This is a genomic window from Priestia sp. YIM B13552 (assembly GCF_042787775.1).
Classification (GTDB): Bacteria; Bacillota; Bacilli; order Bacillales; family Bacillaceae_H; genus Priestia; species Priestia megaterium_E.
The window spans coordinates 581,266-597,375 of the sequence record NZ_JBHZOU010000001.1; the positions used below are offsets into that span (position 1 = coordinate 581,266).

At 39.5% G+C, this 16,110-nt stretch carries 17 protein-coding genes; 5 read left to right on the forward strand and 12 right to left on the reverse strand.

Going from position 1 to position 16,110, the window contains the following annotated elements:
* Nucleotides 1–37 precede the first annotated feature (37 nt).
* Genes ACFX40_RS02955 through ACFX40_RS02970 form a run of 4 tightly spaced genes read right to left on the reverse strand, consistent with a single transcriptional unit; the run spans nt 38 to nt 4,816 of the window.
* The gene (locus tag ACFX40_RS02955; RefSeq protein WP_013055892.1) at nt 38–748 is read right to left on the reverse strand and encodes an ABC transporter ATP-binding protein; all 711 of its coding nucleotides are present in this window, start codon (nt 746–748) and stop codon (nt 38–40) included.
* Nucleotides 745–1,887, reverse strand: coding sequence for an ABC transporter permease (locus ACFX40_RS02960; protein WP_028407843.1), 1,143 nt, complete (start codon nt 1,885–1,887; stop codon nt 745–747). Before ACFX40_RS02960 ends, ACFX40_RS02955 begins: the two co-directional genes overlap by 4 nt.
* Nucleotides 1,884–3,107, reverse strand: a complete 1,224-nt coding sequence (locus ACFX40_RS02965; RefSeq protein WP_028407842.1) for an ABC transporter permease — start codon at nt 3,105–3,107, stop codon at nt 1,884–1,886. Before ACFX40_RS02965 ends, ACFX40_RS02960 begins: the two co-directional genes overlap by 4 nt.
* Nucleotides 3,108–3,121: 14 nt before the next feature.
* Nucleotides 3,122–4,816: a hypothetical protein gene (locus ACFX40_RS02970; RefSeq protein WP_377254011.1), complete on the reverse strand. Its 1,695-nt coding sequence runs from the start codon at nt 4,814–4,816 to the stop codon at nt 3,122–3,124.
* Nucleotides 4,817–5,327: 511 nt separating this feature from the next.
* Between ACFX40_RS02970 and ACFX40_RS02975 the strand changes: the two genes are divergently transcribed.
* A complete protein-coding gene (locus ACFX40_RS02975) occupies nt 5,328–5,645 on the forward strand; it encodes an iron-sulfur cluster biosynthesis family protein (protein ID WP_377254013.1) in 318 nt (105 codons plus the stop codon).
* Nucleotides 5,646–5,700: 55 nt separating this feature from the next.
* Here ACFX40_RS02975 and ACFX40_RS02980 read toward each other — a convergent pair whose 3' ends face one another.
* From ACFX40_RS02980 to nagE, 4 genes are all read right to left on the reverse strand, one after another.
* Nucleotides 5,701–6,018, reverse strand: coding sequence for a hypothetical protein (locus ACFX40_RS02980; RefSeq protein WP_377254015.1), 318 nt, complete (start codon nt 6,016–6,018; stop codon nt 5,701–5,703).
* Nucleotides 6,019–6,097: 79 nt separating this feature from the next.
* A complete protein-coding gene (locus ACFX40_RS02985) occupies nt 6,098–6,367 on the reverse strand; it encodes a VOC family protein (protein WP_377254017.1) in 270 nt (89 codons plus the stop codon).
* A 234-nt stretch (nt 6,368–6,601) separates the two neighbouring features.
* Nucleotides 6,602–7,321 (reverse strand): DUF554 domain-containing protein, encoded by a 720-nt coding sequence (locus ACFX40_RS02990; protein ID WP_057239623.1) that lies wholly within the window; start codon nt 7,319–7,321, stop codon nt 6,602–6,604.
* Between the two features lie 390 nt (nt 7,322–7,711).
* The gene (nagE, locus tag ACFX40_RS02995) at nt 7,712–9,589 is read right to left on the reverse strand and encodes an N-acetylglucosamine-specific PTS transporter subunit IIBC (RefSeq protein ID WP_098248441.1); all 1,878 of its coding nucleotides are present in this window, start codon (nt 9,587–9,589) and stop codon (nt 7,712–7,714) included.
* A gap of 327 nt (nt 9,590–9,916) precedes the next feature.
* Here nagE and nagA point away from each other — a divergent pair, with 327 nt between their 5' ends.
* Genes nagA through ACFX40_RS03015 form a run of 4 tightly spaced genes read left to right on the forward strand, consistent with a single transcriptional unit; the run spans nt 9,917 to nt 13,371 of the window.
* A complete protein-coding gene (gene nagA, locus ACFX40_RS03000) occupies nt 9,917–11,107 on the forward strand; it encodes an N-acetylglucosamine-6-phosphate deacetylase (protein WP_377254019.1) in 1,191 nt (396 codons plus the stop codon).
* 2 nt (nt 11,108–11,109) lie between these two features.
* Nucleotides 11,110–11,847 carry a glucosamine-6-phosphate deaminase gene (gene nagB / locus ACFX40_RS03005; protein WP_377254021.1) on the forward strand — a complete coding sequence of 246 codons (738 nt, stop codon included), beginning with the start codon at nt 11,110–11,112 and terminating at the stop codon, nt 11,845–11,847.
* Nucleotides 11,848–11,904: 57 nt separating this feature from the next.
* A complete protein-coding gene (locus ACFX40_RS03010) occupies nt 11,905–12,630 on the forward strand; it encodes a GntR family transcriptional regulator (protein WP_377254023.1) in 726 nt (241 codons plus the stop codon).
* 15 nt (nt 12,631–12,645) lie between these two features.
* Complete coding sequence (locus tag ACFX40_RS03015) at nt 12,646–13,371, forward strand: SIS domain-containing protein (RefSeq protein WP_263034428.1); 726 nt, start codon at nt 12,646–12,648, stop codon at nt 13,369–13,371.
* Between the two features lie 217 nt (nt 13,372–13,588).
* Here the strand turns inward: ACFX40_RS03015 and ACFX40_RS03020 are convergent, their stop codons facing one another.
* From ACFX40_RS03020 to ACFX40_RS03035, 4 genes are all read right to left on the reverse strand, one after another.
* The gene (locus tag ACFX40_RS03020; protein ID WP_050688262.1) at nt 13,589–14,074 is read right to left on the reverse strand and encodes a hypothetical protein; all 486 of its coding nucleotides are present in this window, start codon (nt 14,072–14,074) and stop codon (nt 13,589–13,591) included.
* Nucleotides 14,075–14,549: 475 nt separating this feature from the next.
* Nucleotides 14,550–15,008, reverse strand: coding sequence for a GNAT family N-acetyltransferase (locus ACFX40_RS03025; RefSeq protein ID WP_098332233.1), 459 nt, complete (start codon nt 15,006–15,008; stop codon nt 14,550–14,552).
* A 1-nt stretch (nt 15,009) separates the two neighbouring features.
* Nucleotides 15,010–15,288, reverse strand: coding sequence for a YesK family protein (locus ACFX40_RS03030; protein WP_136790057.1), 279 nt, complete (start codon nt 15,286–15,288; stop codon nt 15,010–15,012).
* Between the two features lie 141 nt (nt 15,289–15,429).
* Nucleotides 15,430–15,939 carry an SUKH-4 family immunity protein gene (locus ACFX40_RS03035; protein WP_225049769.1) on the reverse strand — a complete coding sequence of 170 codons (510 nt, stop codon included), beginning with the start codon at nt 15,937–15,939 and terminating at the stop codon, nt 15,430–15,432.
* Between the last annotated feature and the right edge of the window lie 171 nt (nt 15,940–16,110).

Here is a 16,110-nt window from a genome sequence, read left to right on the forward strand (position 1 = left end):
CTTTATAAAGCGGCTCTTTTTTTATTATTGTTTTACTTTAATCATGCAGCAGCTTGTACACAACATTCTCTTCTGCCTCTTCCCCAGTCTTTTCTTTCGCTTGGTCCATCGTGCCGACAAATTCCAGCTTTCCTTCCTTTAAGACCGCAAACCGATGACACACGTCTAAGATTTCATTCAAATCATGGGTAATATAGATAATCGTTTTTCCTTTTGCCGCCAGCTGTTTAATATAACGAATGATCTCAAGCTTGGACTGCAAATCAATTCCGACCGTCGGCTCGTCCATTAACAAAACGGACGGTTCATGAATAAGTGAAACGGCTATGTTTAGCTTTCGCTTCATGCCTCCTGATAAATTTTTCACTTTTTCCTTCCATCTTCCTTCGAGCTGTACAGCTGAGCAAAGAGACTGAAGCTGTTCATTCGACAGAGAGCGTGAAGTCATTTTGCTCCACATTTTCATGTTTTCTTTTACACTAAGCTCTTCCCACAGCGCTATGTCTTGTGGAACGTAGCCAATGACTTCTCGAATCGCTTTTTGATTTTTCTTAAGCGATAAGCCTCCAATCGTGACATTCCCGCTTGAAGGAGCCGTAATGGTAGACAAAATAGACAGAAGCGTCGACTTACCAGCGCCGTTTGGTCCTAAAAGACCAATGACTTCTCCACTTTCTACGGTCAGCGTAACATTTGCTAACGACCGTTTTTTTCCGTATGTTTTGCTAACATTGTTAATTTCAATCATTTGATGCTCCTCACATTCCACACTAGTTTAAACGCGCACAAACATATACATGCAATGGAAACAGCTATCTCTTTCCAAATGAACGTAAGCGGCAGTGCATGCTGATACAGAAGCAGATGCTGCGGAAGCCACTGACTTATTCTTTCAATCGTTGCAGAAAGCTCTCCTACCGGGAAAAAGCTCCCTCCTATTATACTGAGTCCTGTGACCATAACAACGCTGATCATATAATAAGATCCAACTCGCTGACTTTCACTTGCAAGCCACGTGCTAAAAGCAACGCACGCAATCACATAGATACACATATACAGCAGCACACCGTAAGACTCTACTCCATACAACCATTTAAATAAAGCAAAGCTTATGAGAGCTTGAAGCACGTATAGCACAGCATAAGCGGCGCTGACGCTTCGAATATAACCGTAAAGTCCTTTTTGCATCGTTTTCATTCGTTTGAAAAGATGCTTCCGCTCTTTAATCATCCAATCTGATGTGATGCAGCAAAGTAAAAGCGTAAAGAATCCCCATAGCGGCACGTATCCGGTCATTTGAACGTTCCCTTGCTTCGTCTGCTTCGTTCCTTGCGCCTCGTAATCAATTGTCATCAGCGGCTTTGGCTTCCACTGGTTATCGGTATAACGATACGCTTCTTTCCATAAATCCGGTCCTTCATGAATGTTATAAACTTTATATAAAAACCGCACTTCATTTGCCGCTTTAACATTTGTCGTTAACCTTGTCACTTCACTCGCCACGACTTCTCGAACCGCTTCTGTGGCAACGGAAGAAGGCAGCGTGAGCAAATCAATGACTCCTTGATAATTCCCCGCTTCTACTTCTTGTTGAAATCCGTTAGGAAACATAAAAATGCTGTCAATTTTATTTTTTGCCAGCTGCTTTCTCGCTTGTTCTTCGTTCAGAGAAAGAAACTGAATTTCTGTTGTTTTCTGTAGTCGATTGATCACTTGTTTAGACATTTTGCTGTGATCTTGATCGACAAGAGCAACAGGTATTTTCGAATCACTTTGTACTTTTGCTAAAAACGAGCTGCTAATAATCGTTCCTATTAAAGGTAAAAAGAAAATCATAATAACAAGCATAGGGCGCTTCAGCAGCTGCTTTATTTTTTCACTGATCATTTTCTCCACCGCCTTTGCAAAGTCATCACGTAGCCAACAGCAAGAACAAAACTTCCTGCTGCCGTAATGAGAATAGGCTTAAGGTGAAGAAAAGCTTCGTTTGTGTTATATCCATCAAACTCATAAAATAATAGCTCCAAGACACGGGTGTTGAGTGACCATTTCTGGAAACCACTCGCCCAGTCCGGTAAATAGACGACCGGCACAACATGTCCGCTTAAAATCGCACTCAGCAAAATAAACAGCAAACCGGTTATTTGATAAGCTTTTTGTGATAAAAAAAGAACCCGAAGCAGTAAAAACAAACATAAAAAAGCAAACAAAATTCCGCTTACCCCTAAAAAAAGCTCTCCGTACGTACCAGTTACAGGAAGTTTCAATCCTTTAAGGAGGCTTCCAAACAAAACGACGGATACGGGTAGCAAAAGAACATACAGAGCCGTCAGCTGCGCTAAATAAATGTGGACAAATGATACACCTCTTGTTTTCATTCGAGCCAGCACGGGAGAAGTCTGCGTTTCACTAGCAAGCAGCCAGCCGCCGTAGCTCCAAATCATAAGCAGCAAAGCAGCAAAAGACAGGACGTAATATTGCTTCATATCCTGCTGAAAGAAACTCGTTTCTATTTGTTCATCAAATAAACTTCCTCGATCTAACACGTGAAGCCCAAACGTCACCAAGCTTTTCTTAAACTCTGCGCGTCTATTTTTATCGGAAACATTTTCTTTTTCTAAAAAGGTATCAACCGTATTAATACCGCTTTGAGCAGCTGATGTGTAGTCGGCTGCACTTTCCATCACATAGCGAAAGAGCTGTGACTGAAGCGGCTTATTGCTATTTCCAATGACGTGTAAAGGCTGATTTTTCCCATGAGCAATATCATGACTAAAACCTTTTGGCAGCGTCACAATGGCTGCCACTTTATTTTGCTGCAGCAGCTGTTTAGCTTTCTGTTCATTCGTGTAAAGAGGCTTCATGATCTTGCGAAGCTTACCTTCAGTCAGCTGTTCGATGACGTACTTGGTTTGTGCAGTATCATCTTTATCCACAATTGCCACGGGGAACCGATTTACTCTCTCCTCACCTTGCATGCTCTGACTAATAATGATCCCTGCTCCAAATAAAAACAGAGCAGGGATCATTATTAGCAGTATGAGAGATTTTATATTTTTCAATAGAGCTTTACATGTAAAAAGAGTCAAAGAGAAATATATCTTCATCTGCTTTGCACCTTTTAGTAACCAGCGGTTCCCATATTCATCATGAGACCTTGAACATTTTTAGCGAAATTTTCTTGAATTGACAGCATATCTTCAGGCGTTACATCTTTTACGTTTGTCGCATTAGATGCGTCAAGCTCTGGAATAGCTGCTGATTTTTTTAATTGAGAAGCAGAGTCAATTTTTAACGTAACGTTTGCCGGATCTGCTTTTGGTCCTATTTTTGTACGAATATCAAACGAATAATCTGCTTTTCCTTTTGAAGCACTTATTGCTTGATTCTGCTTTACTTCCCCGTTTACTACTAGATCTTCTTGATCACCTAAGTCTAAAGAGAAAGTACGGTCAGCCGTTTGTTTCGCATCGGTTTTACCATTGATTACTGAATCCATTTTAAACGTCATATTCGTGTCTTCATCTTTTGAATCTTTTGTTAATAAATGAATAGACATGTTTTCTTTTCGTTTTTCACTTTCCGTTGTTACGTCATTTTTCATATCAAACGTAAACGCATCATCGGTAGTGCTATCAGTTAGAACTGCTTTAAACTGCTTAGCCGTTTTGTTATCTTCATACGGAATATTTTTAGTCACTACGTTAAGTTTGCCTTTATCGTTAGAAGCATTTTTTACACCCATGTCCATATCGCGAGCTACCACAACATCATCTTGAACGTACACAGTTGATTTAACACCGCCAGGGTAAGTCGTATCTTTTGCTTCTTTTTGGAAGTCTTGAAGACTTTCTTTTACTGATTTTTTCAATTCTTTTGGATCTGCCATATCTTTTAATTCTGGATTCGTTGCTGCCGAAGATTTAAACAGCTTAGATACGTGATTTGCATAGATGGTATGAAGCTTGTCATCTTTTGCTACCTTCGCAATAAGCTTATCCATAAATTGTTTTGTTTCTTTATCAGACATGTTAAGCGTCACGCTTGTTAACTGAAGCGTTTTGCCATTTGTTTTATAATCCACATTTTTTTCTTTTGTAAAATAATCGCTGTCTAGCTGATCATAAATGAACGTTCCGTACTCTTTTGCAATGTAAGTCTTTTCTTTTTCCGTTAACTTTAAGTCTTCTAAACTCACGTTGCTTGTGTTAATATCAAGCGTTTCAGGACCTGAATAAGAAGGATCGAACTTACGCGCTACCTGCCCATATTCGTCTAAGTTTAAATAGAAATATTCATTTGCTAGAATAGGGGCTTTAAAGCCTATTCTTTCTTTCGTTTGAAAACCTTCTAGATCAAGCGCTTTTGAACCGCCGATATTAAGAGCCAGTGAACCGTATCCTTCACTTTTTTTCGGATCTTGTTCCGCTTTAATTTTAATTTCAGCTTTACTGATAAGATCTTGAATCATTTTAAAGCTTGGATCATATGAAAGTGAATCCATGTTAAAGCCGCCTTTGATAGTAGCATTTGTAGTAGAAGGCTGCTTCATCGCTTTTTCCTGATAAGCCATCGTTTCACTGTACTTTGTTTCTAATTCATCAGCTGCTTTTTGATACGTATTTACTTCAGAAATTAAGTATAATTGCTTAGGAGATTTTTTAAATACCGTAGCAAATGTAATTGCTCCTCCAATAATCACAATTAAAGCTGCTAAAATGATAATCCATTTAGCCGGCGCTTTTTTGGGAACGGGCGCTGTTTCTAGCGAAGCCGCTGTTTCGTCTGTTGTTCTGTTTTGATCTTTCTCACTCATCTACACCAGAACCTCCTATGTATTTTGTTAGTCACTTTGTACATGATAAGGAATGGTTTCCATAAATTCTACTACTTCGACAAAATAAGACAATAATCAGTCCGATAAACCGATGTCTTTCGGTGCAATATCGTGTGCAAAGTACTCTACTTAAGTACCCAATATATTGAAAATAAAACCAATTATTCAAAACTATCTCAATAACTATTAAAATAGGTAAATGACTTAACTTCTTATTTTATTACAATATATTCCTATTTTTAAGCATTTACACCTAAGAATTACGAATCGGCGTTTTTCTATAGTCGATTCTTTTTCCTTTAATCACATACAGGTGATATCTATGTACGCCTTTATGAAAAGATGATAAAAAAGCAGCGTTTTGTTCCATTTCGAAAGGGAAATAATATACGAAAGCTTTTTTCTTGCCGGTGATATAAAAATCGAGTAAAGTATTCCTAAATACATTTTACACAATTTAATTTGAGGGTAGAAAAAGGAGGATATCATTATGAATATACGCGTCACCCCTTCTGCAAAAGAAGCGTTGCGGAACGTAGAACAAAATCAAATGGTTCAGCTTTCTTTTGATCGAGGAAGCTGCGATATTGTTAATACAATTTATGAAATGAAGATCATCTCAAAGCGCAGCCTTCAACCCTATGAAAAAGTTGTAACGGTTGAAGACTTAGAATTTATTGTTGATGATGACATGGAAGAAGTATACGACAATGAGCTGTTGATTGATCACGCAGCAGGTGCTTTTATCTTTAAAAATCACAACCAAATTTTTAATAACCGCGTAGGATTGCGCTATATTAATTCATAGAAAAAAAGCAGGGAATTCCCTGCTTTTTTTCTTGCATATGTTAGGTCAATCGTTTTTATCGATTGACCTTCAACCGCTCTTGGATAAATAACAAAACGTTCACAAGGCTATTTTCTTCATATACATTCACCTGCTGGCGCTTAAATTCTCCTTGGTCATGGTAATAAATAATATCTCCTGTCCCTTTGTCTTCATTCATATGTAAATGAAAACTAAGCGGCGTCGCCAAAATAGATCCATCTTCATCTCGCTGAAGAATTTGACAAAGCGTTTGATTCCCTTGTTTTTCAGATAAAAAATCATAGCCAAATTGATGTGCTAACTTCTCCACTTGTGCAGCAATAAGAGCTGTAATCGGTTGATTGTCTTTCATAAGCAGTATTTCTCCTTACTTCATCTCATTAGGGTTTTCTTATTAGTATACTATACCTTAAACTTCTGGAGCTAACGACTTAACCTGTGCATATCATGACCACATGTCCATCCGGATCTTTTATCGTAAAAAACGAAAAATCATCAAAAGAAGTAATCGGAGACTCAATCGTATAGTCCATCCCTTTAACAAATTCATACGCTTCTTTAATATCTTCCGTATGGAAATTAAAAATTGGATGAGGGCTAGCAACTATTTGTTTTTCTGTTCCTTCAGGACCCGCGTCTAGTGTTAACCCCGTTTCTCCATCAATTTTAAGATTATAAACGGGGTCCTTCACCTCGCTCATCTTGTATTCTTGACTCAGTAACTCGCTCTACCATTTTACTGAAGTTTTTAAATGAGATACGTGGATAAATACCGTATTCATTTTATTGAAGACAGGACTCGACATTTTTAATCCTCCTTTTTGCTTTTGGTTCATTCTATACCATTATCCACGTATCATTTTATACCTGCTATTCCCTTAACTTTTGCCCATATATACAAAAAAGCTTGCGAATACTATTCACAAGCTTTTTCTTCATGAAAAATATGTATGCTGTACAACTACAATCACAACCGCAATTAAAATCGAAGGCAGTAAATTCGCAACTTTAATTTTAATAATTTCTAATAAATTAATTCCAATCGCTAAAATTAACACGCCCCCTACTCCCGTGACTTCGGCAATGATACTATTCATTAAATCTTGCGGCACGACCGCATTAATTTGCGTGGCAAACAACGCAATGATGCCTTCGTATAGAAACACGGGCACCGCTGAGAAAATGACGCCTATTCCAAGCGTAGTCGTTAATAATAATGAGATAAACCCATCCATCACCGCTTTTGTAAACAATACGCTGTGATCGCCTCGTATTCCGCTGTCTAATGCTCCTACGATTGCCATTGCTCCAATGACAAAGATTAACGTTCCTGTCACAAAGCCCTGTGAAATACTGAATGTTTGCTTGTCATTTTGCTGAGATTGAAATTTTCGTTCAATCATATTGCCTAAAAGGTTTAGCTTTTCATCTAAATCAATGAACTCACCAATAACCGCTCCAATGGCTAAGCTCAAAATTACAATTAAAAACTGGTGACTTTTAAAACCCATTTGCAAACCAAGCGTGATAACGGATAAACCCATCACTTGCATCACCGTCACGCTTACTTTTTCAGGAATGCGGTGAGCAAGCTTGCCCATTAATGTTCCTACAACAATTGCTAATCCATTGACTAATGCTCCTATAATAAACATGCCGTCACCTTTACCATGAATAATGCCGCTTCTTTTTTCATTTGTTCTACTCCCTCTCTGCTCCGCACTAGCTGTATCAAACACACTAAATTTTAACATAAAATTCTTTCAATTATGAAGAAAAGAAAAAAGAGATTGAAACGTAACTAGATTACCCCCATATAAAAACGAACAAATAGGATATATGAGCTGACTGCTTGCGACAACGCTGTTGATTTCCGTGCAAGGCTTCGCTTTCCGCGGGCGGGCGCTGAGCCTTGCCCTCCAATCAACAGCCAGAAGCAACTAAATAGATTATTAAATCTACGTTCACCATCACAATAAAAAGATCCGAACGCTTCATCGTTCGGATCTTCTTTTAACTAGAACAGGTTTGTTCTAGCCTTTTTATTAAAATGTAATAACGTCTTTTGTACCTTGCTTTTGGTAGCCTGTTTTTAACAGCTTCACTTCTTTATCCGCTGGCAAGTTGGTAAATACAACTGGTGTCACAATAGACGGTGCATGCTTTTTAACATAGTCTAAATTCACTTGTAAAAGCGGCGTCCCTTGTTGAACGCTGTCGCCTTCTTGAACAAGCGCTTCAAATCCTTCGCCTTTTAAATTCACGGTATCTAATCCAACGTGAATGAGGATTTCAATTCCTTCTGCTGTTTTTAAGCCAATCGCATGTTTTGTTGGGAATACGGTCATGACTTCACCGTTAATCGGTGATACGAGCGTTCCTTCAATCGGTTCAATTGCAAAGCCGTCACCCATCATTTTTTGTGAAAACACTTGATCTTCTACTTCACTAAGCGGCTTTACAACGCCTTCAAACGGTAACACAAACTCTGTGTGTACGTCTGCTTGAACAGCCTGTTGTTCAACAGGTGCAGCGGTTGACGCTGTTCCGTATTTAACTAATTGATTCATTGCGTCCGCAACAAACTCTACTTCTGTTCCGACAATGACTTGAACATTTGTTTTGCTGAGCTTCATGATTCCTCTCGCTCCGTGACGCTTTAAGGCTGCTTCGTTAATGTTGCCGGCATCAGCTACTTGTAAGCGAAGACGAGTCGCACAGTTATCAATTGCGGTTAAGTTTTCTTTTCCGCCTAGATCTTCAATAAAATACGATGCCATATCCACATATTTATCGCCTGTTGCTACAACCGTTTCGTTTGATGTGTCTACTTCTTCATCATCTTCACGTCCCGGTGTTTTTAAATTTAACGCTTTAATCAGCGTGTAGAAAATGACAAAGTAAATGACTGCATATACAATTCCAATTCCCGCTAACAGCAGCGGTTTTTGTGAAATTCCGTAGTTTAAGAAGAAGTCAATGGCCCCTGCTGAAAATCCAAATCCAGCGTGAATACCAAGAGCAACGGCTAAAGCCATCGATATTCCTGTTAAAACGGCATGAATAACGTATAATAACGGTGCTACGAACATAAATAGAAATTCAATTGGTTCCGTAATTCCCGTTAAAAAAGAAGTAACAGCAAGTCCGATTAACATACCGCTGACTTGTTTGCGTTTTTCTTTTTTAGCTGCTGCGATCATCGCAAGCGCTGCTGCCGGTAAACCAAACATCATAACCGGGAAGAATCCAGACATAAATGTTCCTGCCGTTGGATCGCCTTTAAAGAATCGATTCAAATCTCCCGTTACGCCGTGATAGTCTCCGAATACAAACCATACTAAGCTGTTTAACACGTGATGCAGTCCAATTGGAATCAACAGACGGTTTAAAAATCCGTATATACCTGCACCAAGCGCTCCTGCTCCTGTAATCCACGTTCCTAAGTTGTTAATTTGATCTTGAATCGGCGGCCAGATAACCCCGAAGATTCCTGCAAGCGCGAGCATAACGACTGACGTAATAATCGGTACAAACCGCTTTCCTGCAAAGAAGCCGAGCCACTCTGGCAGCTTAATGGCTGAGAAACGATTGTATAGTAAACCAGCCGTTACCCCCGAGACAATCCCGCCGAGTACACCCATGTTAATATCTTTATCAATAGCTACAGTACCTTTTGTTAACACAAAATAACCGACCACTCCGGCAAGTGCTGCTGCGCCGCTTCCATCTTTTGAAAGCCCTACAGCAATACCGAGCGCAAACAGTAGTGCTAAATTCGCAAAAATTGCATCTCCGGCTTGTGCCATAAATGGAATATCCAATAAGTCCTTTTGACCCAAACGAAGAAGCAATGCCGCAGCAGGTAATACTGCGATTGGCAGCATAAGCGATTTACCAATACGTTGTAAAAAATTCAGCATGTTTCTATCCCCTTTGTATAACGTATTTAACCCGATGTCACGAGCAAGGATTTTCGTAACAATATTTATCGGATGACAAGTTACCGCATTCATCCCAGCCCATGAGTACATAATCAGCTGAAATAACGGCGGTTTTACTGCATGGACTCATACTAGCACATAAAATATATAGTTGTCTATACCAATTTTATTTTTGAAAACCTCTCTATATCAATGTTAAAAGCCCTTACAAAACTTTCTAGTTCACAAAAAAGAATCAACTGGTCTAGACAACTATTCCAAAAAGCGTTACACTTAAATCAATACAACGAGCAAAGGAGTGTATGTATGGATACACATTCATCCATCATTATTTATAATGTAACCGTTTATAGTGAAAATCAGACATTAAAAAACGGGTATATTAAACTAACGAACAAGAAAATTACTGAAATCGGAGAGACACATCAATACGTCCGTCAGCCGAATGATCATGTGATTGAGCTTTCTCCTTCCTATAAAGTGATTCCTGGTGCCATTGATGTGCATATTCATGGCGTTAACAATGCCGATGCAATGGACGGTACAGCAGAAGCATTAAAAACAATGGCGCGCACGCTCCCAAAAGAAGGTACAACAAGCTTTTTAGCAACTACTATGACGCAGTCGAATGAAGCGATTGAAAAAGCGCTTCGCAACGCGGGCGCTTATATAGAAGAACAAACAGATGCGGATGCGGATGCTGAAGTAGTTGGTATTCACTTAGAAGGTCCGTTTATTTCACCAAAACGTGCGGGTGCACAGCCCCCTACTCACATTCAAGATCCGAATGTAGCACTGTTTCAAGAGTGGCAAAAAGCAGCAGGAGGACATATTAAACTTGTTACATTAGCTCCGGAGCAGCCAAACGGCTTAGCGCTTACTTCTTATTTAAAAGAAACAAACGTCGTCGCTTCTATTGGCCATTCGGACAGCACATATGATCAAGTTGGTGAAGCCATCGAAGCAGGAGCTTCTCATATTACGCATTTATATAACGGCATGCGCGGTCTTCACCATAGAGAGCCGGGCGTATTAGGGGCCGCTTATTTGAGAGATGAATTATTTGTAGAGCTGATTACAGACGGCATCCACTGCCGACCTGAAATGGTCAAGCTTGCGTACGATCAAATTACAAGTGAACGCATGATTCTTATCACGGATTCTCTTCGTGCCAAATGGCTAAAAAACGGTACGTATGATTTAGGCGGACAGCCTGTTCACGTAAACGACACAACGGCTACCCTTGCAGATGGAACGTTAGCAGGAAGCATCTTAAAGATGAACGATGCGATTAAAAACACGATGAGCTTTACGAACTGCTCATTAGAAGACATCGTAAAAATGACTGCTGAAAACCCAGCAAAACAGCTTAATCTGTTCGATACAAAAGGAAGTCTCAAAATTGGAAAAGATGCGGATATCGTGGTGTTAAATGAAAACTTAGATGTTAAAATGACATTTTGCCGAGGCACATTGAGCTTTCAAAAGGAGGACTAACAATGAATATCATCCAAGTGAAAAATTACAGTGAAATGAGTGCAAAAGCAGCTGATATGCTGATTGGCAAACTTCATGAAAAGCCAAATATGAATCTGGGACTTGCAACGGGAGGTACGCCGAAAGGATTATATGATCGTTTAATTCAAGATCATAAAGAGCACGGCACGTCTTACAAACACGTTACTTCCTTTAACTTAGATGAATATGTCGGAATGAAGCCGCAAGATCCAAACAGCTATCACTACTATATGGCAGATGCGTTATTTAATCACATTGATATTGACGTTAGCAACACGCACGTTCCTAACGGCCTAGCTGATACGCCTGAAGAAGAATGCCGCCGCTACGATGAAATGATTCAAAATCACGGAGGCATTGACCTTCAGATTCTTGGAATCGGCCAAAACGGACACATTGGCTTTAACGAACCTGGTACGTCATTCAACTCTCCTACTCATATTGTGACGTTAGAAGAGTCAACGCGAAAAGCCAATGCGCGCTACTTTAATTCTCTTGACGAAGTGCCTACTCAGGCTATTACAATGGGCATTGAATCGATTATGAAAAGCAAAGAAATTTTACTGCTTATCTCCGGGGAAGCCAAAGCAGAAGCGATGTATCAGCTGCTTAACGGAGAAATCACAGAAGACTTCCCTGCTTCTATTTTAAAGAAGCATCACTGTGTTACAATTATTGCGGACCAAGAAGCTTTAGCTAAAGTATCGACTACGGTTTAATTTATAGCCTCCTCGTCTTTTTTAGATGAGGAGGTTTACATAAAGGAGAGAACTTAAGTGATTGATAAAAGCTCACCTCTTCCGATTTATTATCAAATTGAAGAACAGTTGAAAAAACAAATTGAAAACGGAGAGTTAAAACCAAATGATTCGCTTCCTTCTGAACGAGAGTTTGCAGAACGATTTGAAATCAGCAGAATGACCGTTCGCCAAGCGATTAACAATTTAGTAAACGACGGTTATTTGTATCGTCAAAAAGGCCGCGGCACCTTTGTATCTGAAAAAAAACTGGAGCAGCAGCTCGTTGGATTAACGAGTTTTACAGAAGATATGAAAGCACGCGGAATGGTGCCAAGCAGCAAGCTGCTGAGCTTTGAAATTATTGCGGCTTCAGAAAAAATTGCCGAGCAGCTGCACATTTCTCTTCATGCACCTGTTTATGAAATCAAGCGTATTCGTTTAGCTGACAACGTACCAATGGCCCTTGAAAGCGTGTATGTATCCGCTAACTTAGTCAAAGGATTAACGGAATCCATTGTTAATGACTCTCTCTACCGCTATATTGAAGAAGAGCTCGGGCTGAAAATTGGCGAAGCCAATCAAACGTTAGAATCCATTTTAGCTTCTGAAACCGAAGTGAAGCATCTTGGAATCAGCTCATATTCACCGGTTCTACTGATTCAACGAAATACGTATTTGCAAGACGGCACGCCGCTTGAAGTGGTGAAGTCTTCGTACCGAGCAGACCGCTATAAGTTTACGATTAACATGACACGATCTTAACTAAGGAGTTTTTTTATGTCTAGTTTATATCTACAGGAACTAACAAAACTGCTTGCTAAAGTGGAGGCGCATGAACAGCAGGCAATGGAATCCGCAGCCGAGAAAATCTCACAGCAACTAGCTTCTCATCACCTCATTCATTTATTTGGGTGCGGTCATTCTCATATTTTAACGGAAGAAGTGTTTTACCGTTCCGGAGGGCTTGCACCGATTCATCCTATTTTTGTAGAAGAACTGATGCTTCATAAAGGAGCTTCGCGCTCTTCACAGCTAGAGCGTAGAAATGACTATGCAAATACCTTTATGGAAAAAGAAGATATAGTACCAGGCGATATCATGATTGTGATTTCTACGTCGGGCGTAAATCCCGTTCCGATTGATGTGGCTTTAATTGCAAGAGCAAAAGGCGCCTTTGTTATCGGGCTTACCTCTCCTTCTTATGCCACGAGCCGGGCTTCGCGACATAAAAGCGGAAAATACCTTCATGATGTCGTGGATCTTGTTATTAATAATCACATTCCAAAAGGAGACGTTCTTCTTCATCAGCAAGACATTTCTTTCGCTTCTGGCTCTACTGTAATTGGAGGCGCTATCTTAAATGATGTCCTATCTAAAGCCATCCAAAAACTGCTCAGCCGCGGCATCACGCCTCCTGTCTTTTTAAGCGGAAACATGGAAGGTTCAGATGAACATAACCAGCGGTTGATTGATGCTTACAAAGGAAGAATTACTGCCCTATAACAGCCCCTGCGGCTGTTTTTTTTGCACAAAAAAAAGATGCTTGAAAGCATCTCATCAAAGTCGGACTGTACGATTTGGACTAGATCTCCTCTTTATCAGTAGAAGTCTTGTTCACAGCACCATAACCTACTTATCCGACATAATTACTATGTTTAACATAAGTATACTCTTTTATACCTTAGGTGTCAAATAAGTTATAAGAAATTTCGTAGTGCATTCATTTGAAGATTTTTTTGCGGTAATGTTCCAGCTGGCTTTTAGCTTCTTTCATAATTGTTGTATGTATAATTTCATCCGTAATGTTAAAATAATTGTCTCCGTACTGATAGTCATCTATCATATCACTAATTTCAAGCCAACCTACTAACTTCGTCGGACAGTCGAGTTCAATGAACATGTTGTATAAGTGATTGGCTTCTGTTAGCGCCCTCTCTTCATGCTGCACAATCGTTTGAAGCCGCGTATAAATCAGGTAATCTGTACATTCCTGTTCACTCGGTTTCAATAAGGAAAGCTCTTTTAAAGTACGCTGAAAATAATCTTCTATTTCAAAGAGATTATAAGGTGGTTGGAGAGAAGCTAAAATAGAAAGAGATAAAGAATCCTGTTCATGCTCCAGCATAGAAAGTGCCCATGGTAAATAATGTTTTTCCGCTGTGACACTCTTTTGATAAATATAATAAAAGAGCTCGCGTGTATCCATAGAACTCCTCCTTCCTTTTTCGTGCCGATACAATTTCGAATAGTTTACCATACCTATAAATTTTACATGTAAATCCCTGCCGAAGCTTTATATAAGTTTTATTGTGCATCTCACAAAAAAGAACCTGCATCAAAACTGATGCAGGTTCTTCCCTTCATATCATGCTAATTATTTCATGTTCATTTGCCCTTGTGAGGCCCTTTCGCTACGTATATCGGTTCATAACGAGAGTGCCAATTGTCAGATCAGAATATCTGCTTTTCATGTGAGGTAATACGTTTGCTGAAGTTGCTGTTAAGTATTCCAAAACTAGACCAGTCCCTTCATGAAGCTAAGTATTTACCTTTCACAGTAGCCTTAGAAAAATTTCTATCGGCTCTGTACTATTTGTATACCACGTTTCAATTGAACTAAACTAAAAAATTCATTTTAATCAAAAAATTCTTCCCACAGGCATACAACTATTAACAGCGAATTACAAATGAAGCTTTAGCCCTTCATGAGAAGCTGTGAATCCAAGCTTTTGATAAAAACGCAAAGCCTCCGACCGTTCCTTGTCGGTTGTTAATTGTACTAACTGACAGTTACGTTCTTTCGCTCGTTGGATCGCCCATGTAATCAGCTGATATCCAACCCCTTTTCCGCGCTGTGACGAAGCGGTTCGAACTCCTTCAATTGTTGCTCTCCACCCGCCTTGTCGTGCAATGTGAGGCGTAAAGGTTAGTTGTTGAACACCTATTACTTCACTATCTTTACATGCGACAATCAGTTCATTGTTTGGATCCGCATCAATTGCCTGAAATGCTTGAACATAACAGGCGGGAAGCGGTGATTCGTAGCGCTCTCGTTTGCTTCCAAGCATATCATCAGCAAGCATTTCAACAATTTGATCTAAATCTTCCCGCACCGCTTCTCTAAAGGTTATTTCCCCCATTTCACACAGCACCTTTCCCGTGTCTATTTATGATATTAAAAAGAACGCTGACGAACAAGCTCAGAACCGATGCCAAGAACAAAGCAGCCGCTAAAGCACCAAGACCCATTCCTTCAAAGCCGCCAACTCCAAATATGCTATATAGAAATAGAAATATGCTTATTAGCATGCTGCTAAGTGAAATTCCGTACTGCACGGGTGAGTTCTTTCTATAGAAGAAATACGACACACCAAAAAGCAGAACAAAGAAAGTACCCATTAATCCAAATAAAGAAATCATTTACACCCTCCTCCTTACTTTAAAAAAGGAATTTATATCCATTATATACTATCATTTTTATTTATTCTATCTATATTAATAGCCCTGCAGCCACAACTAAATAGACATGACCAAAACGGCCATGTCTATTTTTCTACTATATTAAAAAGAAAGTTCTTTGAACCAAAAAGAATAAGGGGCTAAGCAAGCTTCATCAATTTCATTCATTCGTTTTTTACATCGCTGCAGCACCTCAGCAGGAATGTGTCTCTCTAAGTATGCAGATTCTCCGTTAGCTTGAATCGTTTCTTCTACTAGCTCTTCAAACACATCTAAGCATGCTAAAAACTGCGGAAAAGTTGTATTCACGAAACGCTCGCAGTCATCGTTGGACGTATCGAGCAGCACAACCGAACCGTTTTTTTGATGAAGACAAATTGGATCTCCAGCGCCTGTTGTTCCTAAAAACCAATAGTGCTGGTAGCGAGATGATAACTCAAATGTTTCGCATAATGTTGTTAGCTTTCCTTTGGATGAAACGAACTCTAGAAATGGTGAAGCTTCTTTGGGCAATCCTTTTTCTGTTAGCAACTTCTTTGTCTCTTCATCAATATCAAGGGGTGCAAGCTGTTCGGCATCAAACTTCATTCGTTTTTCCTGTCGTTGCATCACATTTGACAACTTCTTTCACTCCTTTTCACCATTTGCTCTTTCTTTGCTTTTGTTTATTATAAAAGAAATCCAGCTCGTATTATATGCTACAAATGAACTTAATTAGACTGAAAATTTTTCCAATCTTTATTTATATAGCCCGATTTCCTCTTTATAAACACAGGTAAAAAG